Below are 18,298 nucleotides of genomic sequence, written 5' to 3'. Positions count from 1 at the left end.
GTACGGCTGATCCCAAGGCAGTTGGCCGACCGCCTCGGTCGTTGTGCTCGACGTCGCGACTCCAGAGTTGCCCACACAATCCCCGGCGAACCACCCCTCAGCGGCTGATTCCCCCTCAAGCGTGAGGACAAGTCGATAAACCACCTTCGCGCCCCCAAAGGCGCAGCTCACCCGCCCGACGACGACCTCACGCCACCGGCGGCGAGCCGCCGCAAGGGACGAAGCGTTCCGGCAGATTTTCAGCCAATCCTCCCGACCCCCTCCGTCTCCCCCCTCTTCCCTTCTTCGAACATACGTACGAGACTGGTCGCATGGCCACCTCCGACCGGCGCTCCGCCACCCTGGCCCTCGCCCACGCGCTGTCAGCGGCAGAGCGCGGGCTCCCCGTCATCCCCCTGTCCGCCACCAAGCTCCCCGCCATCCGCTCCCCGCACCGGGACGACCCGTACCCGTCCGGCTGCCACGGGGAGTGCGGCCGCCCAGGACACGGCGTGCACGACGCGACCACCGACCTCGCGGGGGTACGGGCGCTGTTCGCGGCCGCACCCTGGGCCACCGGATACGGCATCGCCTGCGGGCGCCCGCCGTTCCACCTGATCGGCGTCGACCTCGACGTCAAGCACGCGGACGCGCCCGCCGACGTCACGGCCGAGCTGCGCCACCTGGCGCTCGAACACCTCTTCACGCTGCCGCCCACGGTCACCGTGCTCACCCCGAGCGGCGGCCGGCACCTGTGGCTGACCGGCCCGCCGGACGTCGTCGTCCCGAACTCGGCGAGCCGCCTCGCCCCAGGCATCGACATCCGCGGCACCGGCGGCTACCTGGTGGGACCGGGCTCGGTCACGGCCAAGGGCGCGTACCGACTGGCCCCGGGCAGCGACCACCTCGACCCGGCCCCCTGCCCGCGCCCCCTCCTGGCCCTGATCGCACCCCCGACACCACCCCCACGCACCCGCCCGGACCCATCCCCGGCCCACGGCCGAGGCCTGATCCACTTCGTCCGCACGGCCCACGAGGGCCAACGCAACACACGCCTCTTCTGGGCCGCCTGCCGCGCCTACGAGAACGGCCTCGGCGACTCCCTCACCGAAGCCCTCATCACGGCGGCCGTCCACACGGGCCTGACCGAACACGAGGCCCGCACGACCATCCAGTCGGCGGCCCGCCTGACCCAGCACACCGAAAACGCACGGTGACTCACACCCCTGCCGGGCCGGATCCCGCCCACGCGAAAGGCCCCTGACCAAAGATGCTGGTCAGGGGCCGTTTCGACTGGCGGTGGGTGTGGGATTTGAACCCACGGTGACTCGCGCCACGACGGTTTTCAAGACCGTTCCCTTAGGCCGCTCGGGCAACCCACCCCGCGCCGGGTCCCGTTCGGGGTGGCGCGGGGGACAGCCTAGCCGGTCAGTTGTCGCCCGTGCGTTCGCCGAGGGTGACCGTGGTCGTGGTCGGCTTGCCGTCGCGTTCGTACGTGAGCTTGATCGTGTCGCCCGACTCGTGGGTCCAGATCTCGCTGATGAGCGTCGGGCCGCTGTCGATCTGGCGGTCGCCGAGGGCGGTGATCACGTCGCCCGGCTTCAGGCCCGCCTTGGCCGCCGGGCCGTTCGGGGTGATCGCCGGCGTGCCGCCCGCGCCCTCCTGGGCGATGGTGGCGCCCTCGCCCTTGTCGGTCATGTTCACCGTCGCGCCGATCACCGGGTAGACCGGCTTGCCCGTCTTGATCAGCTCCTCGGCCACGTTCTTCGCCTGGTTGACCGGGATGGCGAAGCCGAGGCCGATCGAGCCCGCCTGGGACTGGCCGAAGCCGTTGCCGGTCGACTGGATCGCCGAGTTGATGCCGATGACCGCGCCGCTCGCGTCGAGGAGCGGGCCGCCGGAGTTGCCCGGGTTGATCGAGGCGTCCGTCTGCAGGGCGCTCATGTACGAGTTGTTGCCGCCGGAGCCGTCGCCCGAGGCGACCGGGCGGTTCTTGGCGCTGATGATGCCCGTCGTCACCGTGTTGGACAGGCCGAAGGGCGCGCCGATCGCGATCGTCGAGTCGCCCACCGCCACCTTCTCGGAGTCGCCGAGCGGGAGCGGAGCCAGCCCGTCCGGGGCCTTCTTCAGCTTCAGGACGGCCACGTCGTAGCCCTCCGCCCGGCCCACGACCTCCGCGTCGTACGTCTTGCCGTTCGAGAAGGTCGCCGAGAGCGTGCCGCCCTCCGCCGCCGACGCCACCACGTGGTTGTTGGTGACGATGTGGCCTTCCTTGTCGTAGACGAAGCCGGTGCCCGTGCCGCCCTCGCCCTCACTGTCACCGCCGCCACCGCCACCGGACTTCGCCTGGATGGTCACCACGCTCGGCAGCGCCTTGTTCGCCACCGCCGCGACCGTGCCCGGGTCACGCTTGAAGGACGCCGGGGAGTCGCCCACGGAGACCGTCGTCGAGCTGATCCCGTCGTCGCCGCGCTCGGCCGCCCAGTAGCCGATGCCGCCGCCGACACCGCCGGCCACCAGCGCCGCCACGAGGACCGCCGCCACCAGGCCGCCGGTCCGCTTCCGCGGCGCCTCAGGGACGGGCGGGACCGGCGCGCCCCAGGCCGGTACGGCCGGGGGCGGCGGAGGCCAGCCACCGGCAGCGACAGTGGCCGGCTCCGGGGCGGGTGTCTGTGCTGGTGCGTGTGCCGGTGTCGGCGCGTGTGCTGGTGCGTGTGCCGGTGCCGGCGCGTGTGCCGGTGCCGGTGCGTGTGCCGGTGCCGGTGCGTGCACCTGGGGCTGCACCTGCGTCTGCTGCTGCTCCGGGTGGACGTCATCCGCCGATGCCGGAGGCGCGGGCGGCGCAGGAGGGGCGGGAGGCGTCGGAGGGACGGACGGGGCACTCGGGTCCGCCGGAACCTCGGTGCCCTCGTTCTCGGTGCTCACGGCTCTCTCCTCGTTCACTGCGGTTCACTGCGTGGGTGGGTGGCTCGCACAGGTAGTGCTGCGAACAGCTTTTCCCATGGGACGTCAGGCCACTGTAAGGCGGAGCTGTGCGTCTGCGTCCCATTCTTTATTTACGGACAGAACGGACGCGCCTCCATGCGCCCGCTCCGCCAATGGCACCATGACGCGGTGACCCACGCACGGCAGCACCCTCGGCCGCACCCGAACCCCACCCCCGTCCAGGTGGTCGCCCACCGCGGAGCCTCCGAAGAAGCCCCCGAGCACACGCTCGCCGCCTATGTGAAGGCCATCGAGTACGGCGCCGACGCCCTCGAGTGCGATGTCCGGCTCACCGCCGACGGCCACCTCGTCTGCGTCCACGACCGGCGCGTCGACCGCACCTCCAACGGCCGCGGCGCCGTCTCCGCCCTGGAGCTCGCCGACCTCGCCGCCCTCGACTTCGGTAACTGGAAGGGGCGCGAGGAGGCGGGGGAGAGCCCGGACTGGAAAGACCCCGGACTCACCTCCGTACTCACCCTGGAACGCCTCCTGGAGCTGGTCTCCGACGCCGGGCGCCGCGTCGAACTGGCCATCGAGACCAAGCACCCCACCCGCTGGGCGGGCCAGGTCGAGGAACGGCTCCTCCACCTGCTCAAGCGCTTCGGTCTCGCGGAGCCGGCCGCCCCCGAGGAGTCTCCCGTACGGGTCATGAGCTTCTCTGCGCGTTCCCTGCACCGGATCGCGGACGCCGCGCCGACCCTCCCCACCGTCTCGCTCTCGCAGTTCGTCACCCCCCGGCTGCGCGACGGCAGGCTGCCCGCGGGCGCGGTGATCGCCGGACCGTCGATCCGGATCGTCCGCCACCACCCCGCCGTGATCCTGCGGCTCCAGAAGGCCGGACACCAGGTCCATGTATGGACAGTGGACGAGCCGGAGGACGTCGAACTCTGCGAGCGGCTCGGCGTCGACGCGATCATCACCAACCGGCCCCAGCAGGTGCTGTCCCAGTTGGGCCGCCTTTGACCCCATCCCGAGTCTCTCCTGACCCATCCGCCACATCCGTCTCTCGGCTTACAGGGAGTGCACCGGCGCGTTCGGTCCGTACTCGATCGTCACGAGTGCGTCACCGCACGCTCATGGGGCGGTTTCCGGTCCAGGCCATTGGGGCATCCACACCGTGGCGTGGGGCAAAGGAGGTCTCGGGGGTGGCGTTGGTGGTGGCACAGGAGGTGCCCACGTCGTCGAGCATGGCCGTACCCCATGGCCCTGCGGGCGTGGGTGAAGCGAGACACCGTATGCGGGAGCAGTTGATCCGCGGCGGGATGTCCGAATCGGTCGTCGACGACGCGGTACTGATCCTTTCCGAACTGCTCAGCAATGCCTGCCGGCACGGCAGGCCTCTGGGGCGGGCGGCAGAGGTGGGCGACGGGGATGTCCGTGCGGCCTGGCGCGTCGATCCGTCGGGTGGGCTGACGGTCGAGGTGACGGACGGCGGTGGCCCGACCCGGCCCGTTCCGTCGACGCCCTCGGTCACCGCGCGCGGCGGTCGCGGGCTGAACATCATCAGCGCCCTGGCACAGGACTGGGGCGTACGGGACAGCGCGTCCGGCGAGGTGACGGTCTGGGTGCAGGTCACCGAGGGCCATCGCCGCGAGGACTTCGCCGCGCGGGTCGGCGGCGGCCCGAGCTTCGAGTTCCTGGACGCGTACGACGACCTGGATTGACCCGACGCGTGCGGCGGTCACGTACGCCGACTTGGACTGCCGCAACGGGGACGAGGGTCGCGTACGACGGCCTGAACCGACGCGTACTCAGGTCCGGAGGACCGCCGGGCCACACGCCCTCGACCTCCCCCGGGCAGTGAACGTCCCCGCTTGAGCCCCTCGGCACTCCCGTACGGCTAGGCTCGCCCGACACAGAGCCGTGCACCATGTGCGGCCCTGCACCACAGCACTGCCGCTATCGGGAGAAGCCACACCATGGCCAAGAAGCGCCCCCAGACGAAGGCCGCCAAGGCACAGGTCACGAACGGGGAGATCCCGGTCGTCGGTGCGCGCGAGCCGTGCCCCTGCGGGTCGGGCCGCCGTTACAAGGCGTGTCACGGCCGGGCCGCCGCGCACGCCGTGACCGAGCTGGTCCAGCGTCCCTTCGAGGGACTGCCCGGCGAGTGCGACTGGGTCGCGCTGCGCGAGCTGGTGCCCGCCGCCACCGTCCCGCTCACGCTGAAGGACGGCCTCCCCGAGGGCGTCCCGTCCGTGACGCTCGCGACCGTGCTGCCCATGGCATGGCCCGCGCTCCGCCGCGACGACGGCTCCGTCCTCCTCGCCCTCCAGAACGACTCCACCTCCGGCGACCTCGCCCGCGACCTCGCCGACACCCTGCTGCGCGCCCTGGAGACGGAGCCGGGCTCTCCGGTCACCCCGCGCCGCGTGCCGGCCGACGGCCCGCGCCTGCAGGATCTGCTCGACCCGAACAGCGATTTCGCGCCGGTCGTGCACACGGGCTTCGAATTCTGGATTCCGGAGTCCGCCGACAACTCCAACCCCGAGGTCACCGCCTCCCTGGAGCGCGCCAACGCCGCCGCGATCCCCACGGTCAAGCTGACCGGCGTGGACTCCTCGTACTGGTGCGAGACCCCGGACAAGAACCACCTGCGCTGGGTCATGCCGCACCCCGAGGAGAAGCTGCTCGACGCGCTCGCCCGGCTGCACGCCGCCGGCACGTCCTCCCTCGGCGACAACACCCGTCTGGTCGGCTCCTTCCGGGCCCACGGCCTCATGGTCCCGGTCTGGGACCTGCCGACGTCGATGACCGCCGAGGACTGCGAGAAGCCCGCCGCCGAGCTCGCCGAGCGGCTGGCCGCGGCGCTGGCCACCGACGCCCCGCTCACCCCCGAGGAGCGCCGGGCACGCGGCGGTCTCACCAACCGTCAGGTCACGCTCAGCTGATACGCGGGAGGCGTGTGGTGACGGTGTGGACTGACAGACCGACCAGTCGGTGACATCCGCCACAACTCCTCGTGCGGTCGGGTAAATCCCTGTCCGAATAACCGAGATCGAATTTGCGAACCGCAGATCTCTTGTTACCGTTCTAGAAGCCCGGTCGCTGGTGCATCCCCCGTCGCCAGCGATCGGGTCTTCTCATGCCCGGACGGATCGCCACGGCACCGTCCGGAATCTCAACTTCCGCCCGCACCAGCCGTGTTGCTCCCGGCCCGCAGCAGCAGCGGCGTACTGGATCCCTCTCCCGCACCGGCGAATTCCGCGACGGCCGAATATGCCGAGACAGCGCCCCGCGCACGCTCCCTGGGCGTCTCGCACGCCCCCGGTTCATCCCGCGCGACGACGGCACAACGCACTTGTACGGTCCGCCCGGCGGGCCCCATCAGGGTGAGTACGGCGTCGAGCCGCTGGCCGCCGGCGTTGCGGTAGTACGTACGTCCCCAGGTGTCGGGGCCCTCCGTGAGCACACAGGTCTGCGCCTCGATCCCGTCCGGGGAGGTCAGTTCCGGGCCACAGTGCGAGCTACGGGGTGGGGCAGCCGCCGGTGTGCCCGACGGGGAGGCCTGGGGCCCGTCCTGTGGCGTGGATGCGGGCATGGATGCGGGCTCGGGCTCGGGCTTGGGCGGCGACGGTGCCTTCTGCCCGCCGCCGAGGCCGAGACCCGGGAGCAGACCGCCGCCCGAGCCTCCGTCGGAGCCCGGGCCCGACGCCTGGCCGGCGAGGGCGACGAGCGGCAGGAGCGTGGCGCACACCACGGCGGCCCCGAGCCCGATCATGCGGAGATTCAAGGGACCCACCTGCCCGGCTGGCTATGGCGCTTCGTGAACGGTCCGCCGAAGATATCGGCGGACCGGCGGCGCATCGCGCGCCGCGCGCCCATTTCCCGTACAAGTCGGGCGGCCTCACACCCGTATGGGTGAGGCCCCGCCTCCGTACGCCCGTCCGCCAGTCTCTCCGTACGCCCGTCCGGCAGGTCTCTCCGTACGCCTCTCAGTACGCCCGTCAGGCCGGCCCGCCCGTCAGTACGTGAGTCTGCTGCCGCCCCCCGGCGCGCCCGTGCTCGCCTCGACCAGGGCGTCCACGACCGCCTCCACGTCCGGCAGCCAGGGGCTCGCCGAGCCCTCCAGCGGGGCGCGCTCCCAGCGCACCTGGCCCGTCCCGGCGACCGACGGCGGGAGCAGCAGATAGCCGCCCTCGCCGTGGAACCGCAGCGAACTGGGCACGTCGTCCTTCGCGTACAGGAGAGCGCCGAGCTGTTCGAGGCCGTACGGGGCGACCAGCAGCGACCAGCGCGTGGGCGTCGCCACCACCGGGCCGAGCCTCATGCCCATCGTGTCGAGGGCGGCCAGGGCGCGCGCTCCCGCGACGGCCGGCAGGCTGACCGCGCAGGGCGCGCCGCCTCCGGTGGCCAGGACGATCGGGGCGTCCGGGCGCCGGGTCCACCACCAGCGGATCATGCGCTCGTCGGTGGTGGCCGCGAGCAGTCCGGGGTCGAAGGGGTGTGCGCCGGGTACGACACACCCGGGGTCGGGGCAGGCGCAGCCGGCCCCTCTGGACGTGCGGGTCGTCGCCTTCAGCCCGACTCCGGGCAGAACGGGCCAGCCCCACTCGGTGGCGCATACGAGCGCCGCGTCGAGCTGGACGGTCCTTTCCCTGCGCCGAAGCCGGAACCTGCGTCGCCTTCCGAGGATCTCGCGCATGAGCGCTCGTTCCTTTCCGTTGAACGCCGAATCCACATCACACCATGTGCAGATCACTTCACCGTGCGTAGCAGCGCGTACAAGGTCGGCGGGTCACCGCCCCGTGCGGTGGGGCGGGAGCGGCCGAGCTGAGGCTCGTCGTCCACTGGAGGGGCGCGGCCTGCGGCGGTGAGGACGCCCAGGCACCTTGCCAGGTTCCGGAGCAGCTTCAACTGCCCCTGGCCATCACCGATTACGTACCCATCACGTTCAAATCAACGCGCTTTCAAACGACGCCAGTCGACCGCAAATGGTGCACCGAGGGGGCAATTTTCGGCCAACTTGGCCTGCACTTCAACCCTTCTGCCAAACCCCACGGACACCACAAGTCCCGTGGGGACAATGCTGGACATCGCTCCTCTTGTGCGTGTACATGTGGATGCATTGCTAGCGGCGCAGATTGACATGGGGGTTTGCGATGCTATTGAGCGAAACGCACCCGTCGGAAAGCCGTCCGACATGAGCGCCCCACACCTGCCGAAAGTGGCTGGAATCGATTCCACGGTTCCCTCGCCCGCGCACACTACCGCGCCCGTCCCGCCCGTAAACCCCTCCGCGGCGGCCCTTCCGGGCATCCCCGGCGCACTGATCCAGGACCGGCTGGCCGGCTGGGTCTCCGACCTCACCACCCTCCATGAACTCACCGAACGCCTGATCAAGACCGCTTCGCTCGACGAAGCGCTGCGCGAGGTGCTGCGCGCCGGAGCCGCCCTCGTCGGCGCGCGCCGCGGCATGGCGGTCTTCGAGCCCGCCGACGGCCGCGGCCCCGCTTCCACCGTCGGACTCGGGCTCGCCCACGCCGAGCTCGGCACGATCGAGACGGTGCCGCGCAGCGCCACCTCCTACGGCCGCATCCTCGACGGCCTCCCAGAACCGGCGGGGTCGAGAGCACCGACCGCCCCCGCCGACCCCCTGGCCGCCCCGGGCCCCGGCCCCACCGAGTCGCGCCCCCGCACCGCAGCCATCCCCGACCCCATCGCCGTCCCCGACCTGCTCGGCGAGCCCAAGCTCGACCCGCGGCACCGCGAGGTCGCCGCACGGCTCGGATACGCCGCCAGCTACGCGCTCCCCCTCGCCACCGAGGCCGCCGGCAAGCTCGGGGCCGTCGTCTGGCTCTACGACGAGCCCGCCGAACCCGTCGAGCGCCAGCGCGATCTCGTCGGTCTCTACGGCCGCTACGCCACCGAGCACCTCGCCCGCCTCCTGGAGCTCGAGCGCGCCCGCGTCCAGGTCGCCACCATCGCCGAGGAGTTGCTGCCCAGCCGCCTCCCCCGGGTCCCCGGCGTCCAGCTCGCCGCCCGCCACCGCACCGGCCCCCAGGGCGGTGGCGACTGGTACGACGCCCTGCCGCTGCCCGAGGGCGCCCTGGGCCTCGCCGTCGGCTCCGTCTCCGGGACCGGGCCGAGCGCGCTCGCCGCGATGGGCCGGCTGCGCGCCTCCCTGCGGGCGTACGCGGTCATGGAGGGCGAGGACCCGGTCGCCGTCCTCTCCGACCTGGAACTCCTGCTCCGGCTCACCGAGCCCGCCCGCTCGGCCACCGCGCTCTTCGCGTACTCCGAGCCCAAGCAGCGCAAACTCGTCCTCGCCGGAGCGGGCCACACCCCTCCGCTGATCATCGGCGAGCACCGGACCGAGTTCGTCGAGACCTCGCTGTCGGCACCGCTCGGCATGCTCGCCTGCTGGGAAGCGCCCAGCGTCGAGATCGCCCCGGCCCCCGGAGAAACGGTGCTGCTCTACACCGACGGGCTGCTCCGCCGGACCGGCGACCCCATGGACCGGGCCTTCGCCCGGCTGCACGCCGCCGCCGCGAGCGTCCCGAAGGCGGACCGTACGGACCCCGGAGCCATCGCCGACCACATCCTGCGCACGCTGCTGCCCGAGGGGATGGGCGGCGAGGCTGCCGCCGACGACATCGAGGGCGAGGACGTGGTCCTGCTCGCGGCCCGGTTCGAATGACATCGGGCGGGCCTGAATCAGGGCGATTCGGGCGCGTCGAGTGAGCGGCGCGTGACGCTGCGGTGACGGGTCTTCCGGCCCTGGGCCTTCTTCCGTACGACCGTACGATGGAGTGGGTTCAGCGTCGTACCGAAGGAGACCCCCCGTGGCAGACGAGCTCACCCCGGAAACCCCGGACGAGACCGAAGAGCCGATCAAGCAGCGCAAGAACGGCCTGTACCAGGGCGTGTCCGACGAGCTCGCCGAGAACATGAAGTCCGGCTGGGCCGACACCGAGCTGCACGACCTGCGGCCGATCGCCCAGGCCGCGCACACCGCCGCCCGGCGCGCCGCGCTGTCCGCGCGCTTCCCCGGCGAGCGCCTGGTGATCCCTGCCGGCAACCTGAAGACGCGCTCGAACGACACCGAGTACAGCTTCCGCGCCTCCACCGAGTACGCGTACCTGACCGGCGACCAGACCGAGGACGGCGTCCTCGTCCTGGAGCCGACGAAGACCGGCCACCGGGCGACGATCTACCTGCTGCCCCGCTCCGACCGCGAGAACGGCGAGTTCTGGCTCGACGGCCAGGGTGAGCTGTGGGTCGGCCGCCGCCACTCCCTGACCGAGGCCGAGCAGCTCCTCGGCATCCCGGCCAAGGACGTCCGCGAGCTGACCGCCGCCCTCAAGGAGGCCACCGGCCCGGTCCGCGCCGTGCGCGGTCACGACGCCGGCATCGAGGCCGCGCTGACCGACAAGGTCACCGCCGAGCGCGACGAAGAGCTGCGCGTCTTCCTCTCCGAGGCCCGTCTCGTGAAGGACGAGTTCGAGATCGCCGAGCTCCAGAAGGCCTGCGACTCGACCGCCCGCGGCTTCGAGGACGTCGTCAAGGTCCTCGACAAGGCGGAGGCGACCAGCGAGCGCTACATCGAGGGAACGTTCTTCCTGCGCGCCCGCGTCGAGGGCAACGACGTCGGCTACGGCTCCATCTGCGCCGCGGGACCGCACGCCACCACCCTCCACTGGGTGCGCAACAACGGCCCGGTCCGCTCCGGCGACCTGCTGCTCCTCGACGCCGGCGTCGAGACCAACGAGCTCTACACCGCGGACGTGACCCGCACGCTGCCGATCAACGGCCGCTACACCGAGCTCCAGCGCAAGATCTACGACGCCGTGTACGAGGCGCAGGAGGCGGGCATCGCCGCGGTCAAGCCGGGCGCCGCCTACCGCGACTTCCACGACGCCGCCCAGCGCGTGCTCGCCGAGAAGCTCGTCGAGTGGGGCCTGGTCGAGGGCCCCGCGGACCGCGTCCTGGAGCTCGGCCTCCAGCGCCGCTGGACCCTGCACGGCACCGGCCACATGCTCGGCATGGACGTCCACGACTGCGCCGCCGCGCGCACCGAGGCGTACGTCGACACCACGCTCGAGCCGGGCATGTGCCTGACCGTCGAGCCGGGGCTCTACTTCCAGGCCGACGACCTGAGCGTGCCGGAGGAGTACCGGGGCATCGGCATCCGGATCGAGGACGACATCCTCGTCACGGAGGACGGCAACCGGAACCTCTCCGACTCGCTGCCGCGCCGCTCCGGCGAGGTCGAGGCGTGGATGGCCGGCCTGAAGGGCTGAGCCCGAACGTCCCGTATGTGTAAGTACGGGGCAGTGCTTCAGGCCGGCTGCTTCAGGTCAGTGCCAACGGCGCGTCCGCGCGCCACTTCACGATCTTGTCGAAGCTGACCAGCGCCCCGCCCCGGCCCGTCCGGCCGAAGTGGACATGGTCGGCGAGCTCCTCGATCAGCCGCAGCCCGCGCCCGCTCTCCGCGTCCATGGCGACGGCGGCAGCGGGGGGCGCCACGCCGGCGAAGCCCGGCCCCGCGTCCGCCACTTCGATACGACAGGTCTCGCCGTCCAGATAGGCCGTGACCCGGTACGCCTCCGAAGCCGGGCCGGAACCGGTGGCTCCGCCGTGCTCCACGGCGTTCGCGCACGCCTCGGTCAGGGCCACCGACAGGTCGTAGGAGACATCGGGGTCGACCCCGGCCGTCTCCATCGTGCCGAGCAGCAGCCGCCGGGCGAGCGGGACGCTCGCGGCCTCGCGCCTCAGATGGAGGGACCACCAGATGCTCATGCTTCAGCCTCCTGGCTGCGGCTCGACATGCTGCGGCGCGACATACCGTTACCTATTGCCACGACGAGGGGTCCGTAAGCCCCTGGGAGCCAGAAGAGCGCTCGTTCAGCGGATGTGCGCACACCGTGCGCCGGTGTATGTCACGCCCGAAGAGGCTGAAAAGCGATCTTACGGACCTGCCGCATGGAGGGCCGGGGCCTGGTGCGATGATGGCTCCCGCCATGTCTGCCCCCGCGCTCGCGCCACGTCTGCTGAGGGCCGCGGTGTTCACCGCGGTCTGCGTCGTGCTGTCCGGCCTCGGGCACGCGATCGCCGCCTGCGCGGGGATCGCCCTGTGGACTCTGGTCGCCGGATTCCTCTTGATCTTCGGCGTCACCGTGCTCTTCGCCGGACGGGAGCGCTCGCTGCCCGTCATCGTCGCGGCCCTGGCCGGCGGACAGCTCGGACTGCACGTCCTGTTCGGACTCGGGCAGCGGCCGCTCTCGGTCTCGGCCCTGGGTCCTGCCACCGACGACGCGCTGATCCGGATGGCCGCGAAGCTCGTCTGCGGCCCCGCCGCGACCTCCATGAGCGCCGCCGACGCCAGCCGGATCCTCGCCGACGCGGGTCTCGACCCGACCGCCGCCGCCACCCACGCGCACCCCGGCCACGCCGCCCAGCTGGCGACCGGGGCAGCTGCTCAGAGCGGCGACCTGCTGCCCAACCTGCCGATGGTGCTCGGCCACTTGCTGGCCGCGCTCGCCACCGGCTGGCTGCTGCGCCGCAGCGACCTGGCCCTCCGCCGGCTCGCCCGGCTCTCCGCGCACGGGGCGACCGAGCTCGCCGAATGCGCCCTCGTACGCTCCCTGCGCGCCGCGCTGACGCTCGTACGGGCACTCCTCACCGGCCTTCCGGGGCTTCCGGCGGCCGAGCCGCGCCGGCCCGCCAGGACCGGCGACGCCGCCTCACCGCCGTCCGGCGCCGAGGCACTCCAGCACACGGTCATCCGGCGCGGGCCGCCTGCCTCCGCCCTCGCCCTCGCGGCCTGACGCGGACCGCTCGCGGACCGCTCATCGAGGGCGGACCCGCCCGCTGCCCTTCGTACGCCGTACCCGGATCTCGCCGTTCGCGTACGACCGGCCCCCGTACCACCAGCACCCGCACGTACCCGGATCGCAAGCCTCCGGTCGTCGGCGTGCCGGAGCCCCGACCCCTCTCCCGAGCTGGAGTGTCTTCTGCCATGAACGTTTCCCGTATCGCCGTCACCGGCGGCATCGCCCTCTCCTCCGTCGTGCTGCTCTCCGGTACCGCCTTCGCGCACGTCGGCGTGCAGCCGCAGGGCGAGGCCGCGAAGGGCGGCTACGCGACCGTCAACGTCAAGGTCCCCAACGAGCGCGACAACGCCTCCACCGTCAAGGTCGAGGTCAACTTCCCGGCCGACCACCCGCTCGCCTCCGTGATGCCGCAGCCCGTCCCCGGCTGGAAGGCCGAGGTCACCAAGTCCAAGCTCGCCAAGCCGCTGGAGCTGCACGGCAAGACCATCAACGAGGCCGTCACCAAGGTCACCTGGACCGCCGAGGGCGGCGCGAAGATCGGCCCCGGCCAGTTCCAGCAGTTCCCGCTCTCCCTCGGCCAGCTGCCGGAGGACGCCGACCAGCTCGTCATCAAGGCCATCCAGACCTACGACAACGACGAGGTCGTCCGCTGGATCGAGGAGGCCAAGGAGGGTGCCGCCGAGCCCGAGCACCCCGCTCCCGTCCTGAAGCTCTCCGCGGCCAAGGACGACCACCACGGCGGCGGCGCGGCGACGGACGCCAAGGCCGACGAGAAGGCCGGTCACGACCACAAGTCGGACGCCAAGGCCAAGGACGAGAAGGGCCACACCGAGTCCGCCTCCTCCGCGTCCGACAGCAGTGACACCACCGCGCGCGTGCTCGGTGTCGTCGGCATCCTCGTCGGCGTCGCCGGCGTCGCCTTCGGCCTGCTCGCCGGCCGTCGCCGCTCGGCCTGACCCTGGGCCTGAGAGCGCAGAGAGACCAGCCGGACACGCGAGTCACAAGAGACACGAGAGAGCCGAGAGAGCACATTCCATGTCAGTCCAGAAATCGGCCGACCCGGCCACCGACGAGCGGGCCAGGCCAAGCCGCCGCGCACCCCTGATCGCGGCCGCCGTCGCGATCGTCGCCGCCCTCGCGGTGACGGTCGCGGTCGGCCTCGGCGGCGGAGACGACAAGGCCGGCGGTTCCGGGAACGGAGCCGTCGCCGAGGTCTCCGCCGAAGGCGACAGCGGCAGCGACAAGGCGGCGACCGTCCTCGACCGCCCCTTCACCAAGCCCGACCTCGTCCTCACGGACACCACGGGCCAGAAGTTCGACCTCCGCGAGCGGACCAAGGGCAAGCCGACGCTGATCTACTTCGGCTACACGCACTGCCCCGACGTCTGCCCGCTGACGATGAGCAACATCGCCGTCGCGAAGAAGCAGCTCCCCAAGGCCGACCAGGACAAGCTCCAGGTCGTCTTCGTCACCACCGACCCCGAGCGGGACACCTCGGCCGAGCTGGCCAAGTGGCTGCCCGCCGCGGGTGACCCGTCGTTCGTCGGCCTCACCGGCGACTTCTCCACGATCCAGGCGGGCGCCCTGAAGATGGGCATCGGCATCTCCCCCGCGAAGAAGGAGAAGAACGGCTCGGTCGTCTCCATGCACGGAGCCCAGGTGATCGCGTTCTCGCCCACGACCGACCAGGGCTACGTCCTGTACGGCGAGGACACGACCGTCGACGACTACGCCAAGGATCTGCCGAAGCTCATCAAGGGGGAGAACCCGTGAACCGCCGCACCACCGTCCTGTCCGCCTCCGCCGCCATCGCTCTGACGGCCGCCCTCGCGCTGTCGGGATGTTCCTCCGACAGCTCGGCCGACGGCGCCGCCGGGGCCGACGGCAAGCCGGAACTGAAGGTCAGCGGCGCGTTCATGCCGCAGCCCGTGATGGACATGGCCGGCGGCTTCCTGACCATCAAGAACGAGAGCGGCACCGCCGACAAGCTCACCTCCGTCACGAGCCCGATCTCGGACGACGTCCAGATCCACGAGACGAAGAACCAGAAGATGCAGCAGGTGAAGTCCTTCGACATCCCCGCGAACGGCGAACTCGACCTCGAACGTGGCGGCAACCACATCATGTTCATGGGGCTGAAGACCAAGCCGAAGCAGGGCGAGAAGGTCAGCATCGAGCTGCACTTCGAGAAGGCCGAACCCATCAAGGTCGACCTGCCTGTCGAGGCCGCCACCCACAACCCGAAGCAGCACTGAGCTACTTGAGGGACTGACACACACATGCCCACCACCACCGCCCCGCGCCTCGGAACCGCCCTGGCCCGGCTGCTGCTCGTCGCGGCCGCGCTCCTCGGCGCGCTGCTCGCCGGCGCCGCCCCCGCGTCCGCGCACGCGGCGCTGACCAGCAGCGACCCGCAGGACGGGGCGGTGGTCGCCACCGCCCCCAAGGACGTCAACCTCACCTTCTCCGAGCAGGTCGCCATGGGCGGCGACTCGATCCGGGTCCTCGATCCCGCCGGGAACCGGGTCGACACCGGAGAGATCCGCGACCTGTGCAGCGCCAACATCATCCGGTACGGAGTCGGCCTCCGCTCCGGGCTGCCCGAAGGCACCTACACCGTGGCCTGGCAGGCCGTCTCCGCCGACAGCCACCCCGTCGCCGGCGCCTTCACCTTCTCCGTCGGCGCCCCCTCCGAGACCTCCGTCGCCCTCCCCGAGCAGACGGTCGGCGGCGGACCGGTCGGCGCGCTCTACGGCATCGCCCGCTATCTCTCGTACGCGGCCTTCACCGTCCTCGTCGGCGGCAGCGCCTTCGTCCTCGCCTGCTGGCCGCGCGGCGCGAGCGTCCGGCCCATCCAGCGGCTGGTCGTCCGGGGCTGGCTCACGCTCACCGCGGCCACCCTGGTGATGCTGCTGCTGCGCAACCCGTACACCGGCTCCGGCGAGCTCGGCGACGCCTTCGACCTCGGCGGGCTCAAGTCCGTCCTGGAGACGAAGACCGGCGCCGCGCTCATCTCCCGGCTGATGCTGCTCGGGGCGGCCGCGCTCTTCGTCGCCGTGCTCTTCGGGGCGTACACCAAGCGGACGGACCCGAAGGAGAAGAAGGACCTCACCTTCGGGCTCGCGATCGGCGGCACCGTGGTGGCCGCCGGCATCGCGGGCACCTGGGCCCTCGCCGAGCACGCCTCCACCGGCATCCAGCCGGGCATCGCGATGCCCGTCGACCTCCTGCACCTGCTGGCGGTGGCCGCTTGGCTGGGCGGCCTCACCACACTGCTCGTCGCGCTGTACCGGGCCCCCGGCATCGAGCGGGCCGCGGTGGAGCGCTTCTCGAAGATCGCCTTCGGCTCGGTCGTCGTCCTGGCGGCGACCGGGCTCTACCAGTCCTGGCGACAGGTCGGCTCCTGGTCCGCCCTGACAGACACGGCGTACGGCCAGCTCCTCCTGGTCAAGATCGGCCTCGTGGCCGTCCTGCTGGGCATCGCCTGGATATCCCGCCGCTGGACCCAACGCCTGGGAGCCCCGGCGGAGGCACAGAAGGCGGGGACGGAGGAGACGGCCGAGGCGGAGGAATCGCCGGAGGCCGAGGAGACGGTCGGGGCCGAGGAGACGGCCGAGGACGTCCAGGAGTCCGGGGAAGGCAAGGACTCCGAGAAGGACCAGGCGTCCGGCACCACCGGGCCCGACGACATCGACCCCGTACGCGCGGCCCAGCTCGCCCGGCAGCGGGCCGCCGTCGCCACCGCGCGCACCAAGCGGGACCGCGACGCCGACCCCGAGCGGACCGGTCTGCGCCGCTCCGTCCTGACCGAGGCCGTCGTCGCCGTGGTCCTGCTCGCTGTGACCACGGTCCTGACGTCGACCGAGCCCGGCCGTACGGAGGAAGAGGCCGGGCGCTCGCAGTCCGCCTCGGGCTCGACCGCCGTGCCCGAGCGGCCCGTGGACATCCGGCTGCCCTTCGACACCGGGGGCGTCAACGGCAAGGGGACCGTACGGCTCAGCCTCGACCCGGGCCGGACCGGCGCCAACGCGCTGCACGTATTCGTCGACGGCCCCGACTCCCGCCCGCTGGACGTTCCCGAGCTGAAGGTCGCCTTCACCCTGAAGGCGAAGGCCATCGGTCCTCTGCCGGTCGTCCCCGACCGCGTCCAGGCCGGTCACTGGAGCGCCAGCGGGGTGCAGATCCCGATGGCCGGCGAGTGGCAGATCCAGGTCACGGTGCGCACCTCCGACATCGACCAGACCACCATCGACAAGAACGTGAAGATCGGCTGACCTTTCGTGAGCAACGACGACGACAACCTTGAGATCTCCCGACGGCGGCTCCTCGGCACGGTCGGCGCGGCGGGCGCGGCCGGTCTCGCGCTCGGCGCCGCAGGCGGCGCCGGGGTGTACGCGGCCGCCGCCGACTCCGGCTCCTCGGCCTCCGGCGCGCACGGTGCCACCGCGCTGACCGCGGTCGGTGCGACGGAGGCGATGTTTCACGGGAAACATCAGGCGGGGATCACTACTCCTCTCCAGTCACGCGGTCATCTGATCGCCTTCGACCTGGCGCCGGGCGCCGGCCGCAAGGAAGCCGCCGCGCTGCTGCGCCGCTGGTCGACGACGGCCAAGGCCCTGATGGCGGGCGAGCCCTCGGCCGACGACACCGGCATCGCCCTCGATGCCGGTCCCTCCTCTCTCACGGTCACCTTCGGTTTCGGCTACTCCTTCTTCGGACGTACGGGACTCACGGCCCGCCGCCCCGAGCAGCTCGACGCGCTGCCCGCCTTCTCCGCCGACGCGCTCGACCCGAAGCGGTCCGAGGGCGATCTCTGGGTGCAGATCGGCGCCGACGACGCCCTCGTCGCCTTCCACGCGCTGCGCGCCCTGCAGAAGGACGCCGGCGCTGCCGCGAAGGTCCGCTGGCAGATGAACGGCTTCAACCGCTCGGCGGGAGCCACCGCCAAGCCGATGACCGCCCGCAACCTCATGGGCCAGGTCGACGGCACCGGCAACCCGAAGCCCTCCGAACCCGACTTCGACCAGCGGATCTTCGTCCCCCAGGGCGCCTCGGGGGCGCAGGAGTGGATGGCCGGAGGCTCGTACGCCGTCGTCCGGCGGATCCGCATGCTGCTCGACGACTGGGAGCGGCTCCCGCTGGACAAGCAGGAGAAGGTGATCGGCCGGCGGAAGTCCGACGGCGCGCCCCTGACCGGCGGGACCGAGACCACCGAGCTCGACCTCGACAAGACCGGCGCCGACGGCAAGCTCGTCATCCCGGACAACGCCCACTCCCGGATCTCCGCCCCCGAACAGAACGGCGGAGCCGCCATGCTGCGGCGTCCCTTCTCCTTCCACGACGGCATCGGTACGGACGGCACACCCGACGCGGGGCTGCTCTTCATCTGCTGGCAGGCCGATCCGCTCCGGGGCTTCGTGCCCGTGCAGCGCAAGCTCGACCGGGGCGACGCGCTCTCGCCCTTCGTCCGGCACGAGGCGAGCGGCCTGTTCGCCGTGCCGGGCGGGGCCGCCGAGGGCGAATACGTGGGTCAGCGGCTTCTGGAGTCCTGAGCGGGCCCG

Annotated in this window: 15 protein-coding genes and 1 tRNA gene; 12 read left to right on the top strand and 4 right to left on the bottom strand. The window is 71.8% G+C overall.

The annotated features are described in order from the left end of the window. The first annotated feature begins 311 nt into the window (after positions 1 to 311). On the top strand, positions 312 to 1,196 hold the full coding sequence (locus ACFWRO_RS02375; protein ID WP_384503491.1) for a bifunctional DNA primase/polymerase: 885 nt from the start codon (positions 312 to 314) through the stop codon (positions 1,194 to 1,196). A 77-nt stretch (positions 1,197 to 1,273) separates the two neighbouring features. Here ACFWRO_RS02375 and ACFWRO_RS02370 read toward each other — a convergent pair. Both ACFWRO_RS02370 and ACFWRO_RS02365 read right to left on the bottom strand, forming a co-directional pair. Continuing rightward, positions 1,274 to 1,361 (bottom strand) — tRNA-Ser (locus ACFWRO_RS02370). A 46-nt stretch (positions 1,362 to 1,407) separates the two neighbouring features. Beyond that, on the bottom strand, positions 1,408 to 2,904 hold the full coding sequence (locus ACFWRO_RS02365) for a S1C family serine protease (RefSeq protein WP_384503489.1): 1,497 nt from the start codon (positions 2,902 to 2,904) through the stop codon (positions 1,408 to 1,410). A 189-nt stretch (positions 2,905 to 3,093) separates the two neighbouring features. Here ACFWRO_RS02365 and ACFWRO_RS02360 point away from each other — a divergent pair, with 189 nt between their 5' ends. The 3 genes from ACFWRO_RS02360 (at position 3,094) to ACFWRO_RS02350 (ending at position 5,852) form a co-directional block, all read left to right on the top strand. After that, complete coding sequence (locus tag ACFWRO_RS02360) at positions 3,094 to 3,927, top strand: glycerophosphodiester phosphodiesterase (protein WP_384503488.1); 834 nt, start codon at positions 3,094 to 3,096, stop codon at positions 3,925 to 3,927. A 95-nt stretch (positions 3,928 to 4,022) separates the two neighbouring features. Beyond that, complete coding sequence (locus tag ACFWRO_RS02355) at positions 4,023 to 4,628, top strand: ATP-binding protein (RefSeq protein WP_384503486.1); 606 nt, start codon at positions 4,023 to 4,025, stop codon at positions 4,626 to 4,628. 255 nt (positions 4,629 to 4,883) lie between these two features. After that, positions 4,884 to 5,852 carry a DUF5926 family protein gene (locus ACFWRO_RS02350; protein ID WP_384503484.1) on the top strand — a complete coding sequence of 323 codons (969 nt, stop codon included), beginning with the start codon at positions 4,884 to 4,886 and terminating at the stop codon, positions 5,850 to 5,852. Between the two features lie 1,073 nt (positions 5,853 to 6,925). Here ACFWRO_RS02350 and ACFWRO_RS02345 read toward each other — a convergent pair. Further along, a complete protein-coding gene (locus tag ACFWRO_RS02345) occupies positions 6,926 to 7,606 on the bottom strand; it encodes a bifunctional DNA primase/polymerase (RefSeq protein WP_384503482.1) in 681 nt (226 codons plus the stop codon). 381 nt (positions 7,607 to 7,987) lie between these two features. Here ACFWRO_RS02345 and ACFWRO_RS02340 point away from each other — a divergent pair, with 381 nt between their 5' ends. Both ACFWRO_RS02340 and ACFWRO_RS02335 read left to right on the top strand, forming a co-directional pair. Beyond that, positions 7,988 to 9,601 (top strand): PP2C family protein-serine/threonine phosphatase, encoded by a 1,614-nt coding sequence (locus ACFWRO_RS02340; RefSeq protein WP_384503735.1) that lies wholly within the window; start codon positions 7,988 to 7,990, stop codon positions 9,599 to 9,601. Positions 9,602 to 9,746: 145 nt separating this feature from the next. After that, the gene (locus tag ACFWRO_RS02335; protein WP_384503480.1) at positions 9,747 to 11,204 is read left to right on the top strand and encodes an aminopeptidase P family protein; all 1,458 of its coding nucleotides are present in this window, start codon (positions 9,747 to 9,749) and stop codon (positions 11,202 to 11,204) included. Between the two features lie 52 nt (positions 11,205 to 11,256). On the opposite strand, the gene ACFWRO_RS02330 is transcribed toward ACFWRO_RS02335, so the two are convergent. Continuing rightward, positions 11,257 to 11,703: an ATP-binding protein gene (locus ACFWRO_RS02330; RefSeq protein ID WP_384503478.1), complete on the bottom strand. Its 447-nt coding sequence runs from the start codon at positions 11,701 to 11,703 to the stop codon at positions 11,257 to 11,259. Positions 11,704 to 11,924: 221 nt separating this feature from the next. Between ACFWRO_RS02330 and ACFWRO_RS02325 the strand changes: the two genes are divergently transcribed. The 6 genes from ACFWRO_RS02325 (at position 11,925) to efeB (ending at position 18,289) form a co-directional block, all read left to right on the top strand. Next, positions 11,925 to 12,731: a hypothetical protein gene (locus ACFWRO_RS02325; protein ID WP_384503476.1), complete on the top strand. Its 807-nt coding sequence runs from the start codon at positions 11,925 to 11,927 to the stop codon at positions 12,729 to 12,731. Positions 12,732 to 12,922: 191 nt separating this feature from the next. Beyond that, the gene (locus ACFWRO_RS02320) at positions 12,923 to 13,693 is read left to right on the top strand and encodes a YcnI family protein (protein ID WP_384503475.1); all 771 of its coding nucleotides are present in this window, start codon (positions 12,923 to 12,925) and stop codon (positions 13,691 to 13,693) included. Between the two features lie 79 nt (positions 13,694 to 13,772). Further along, positions 13,773 to 14,510 (top strand): SCO family protein, encoded by a 738-nt coding sequence (locus ACFWRO_RS02315; protein WP_384503473.1) that lies wholly within the window; start codon positions 13,773 to 13,775, stop codon positions 14,508 to 14,510. Continuing rightward, complete coding sequence (locus tag ACFWRO_RS02310) at positions 14,507 to 14,992, top strand: copper chaperone PCu(A)C (protein ID WP_384503471.1); 486 nt, start codon at positions 14,507 to 14,509, stop codon at positions 14,990 to 14,992. The genes ACFWRO_RS02315 and ACFWRO_RS02310 overlap by 4 nt, the downstream gene beginning before the upstream one ends. Positions 14,993 to 15,016: 24 nt before the next feature. Continuing rightward, complete coding sequence (locus ACFWRO_RS02305) at positions 15,017 to 17,011, top strand: copper resistance CopC/CopD family protein (protein ID WP_384503470.1); 1,995 nt, start codon at positions 15,017 to 15,019, stop codon at positions 17,009 to 17,011. A 6-nt stretch (positions 17,012 to 17,017) separates the two neighbouring features. Beyond that, a complete protein-coding gene (gene efeB / locus ACFWRO_RS02300) occupies positions 17,018 to 18,289 on the top strand; it encodes an iron uptake transporter deferrochelatase/peroxidase subunit (RefSeq protein WP_384503468.1) in 1,272 nt (423 codons plus the stop codon). The last annotated feature ends 9 nt before the right edge of the window (positions 18,290 to 18,298 follow it).

Source organism: Streptomyces sp. NPDC058579 (assembly GCF_042718575.1).
Lineage (GTDB): Bacteria > Actinomycetota > Actinomycetes > Streptomycetales > Streptomycetaceae > Streptomyces.
The sequence above is the reverse complement of the archived record's forward strand: the minus strand, read 5'-3'. Positions and strand labels throughout refer to the sequence as shown.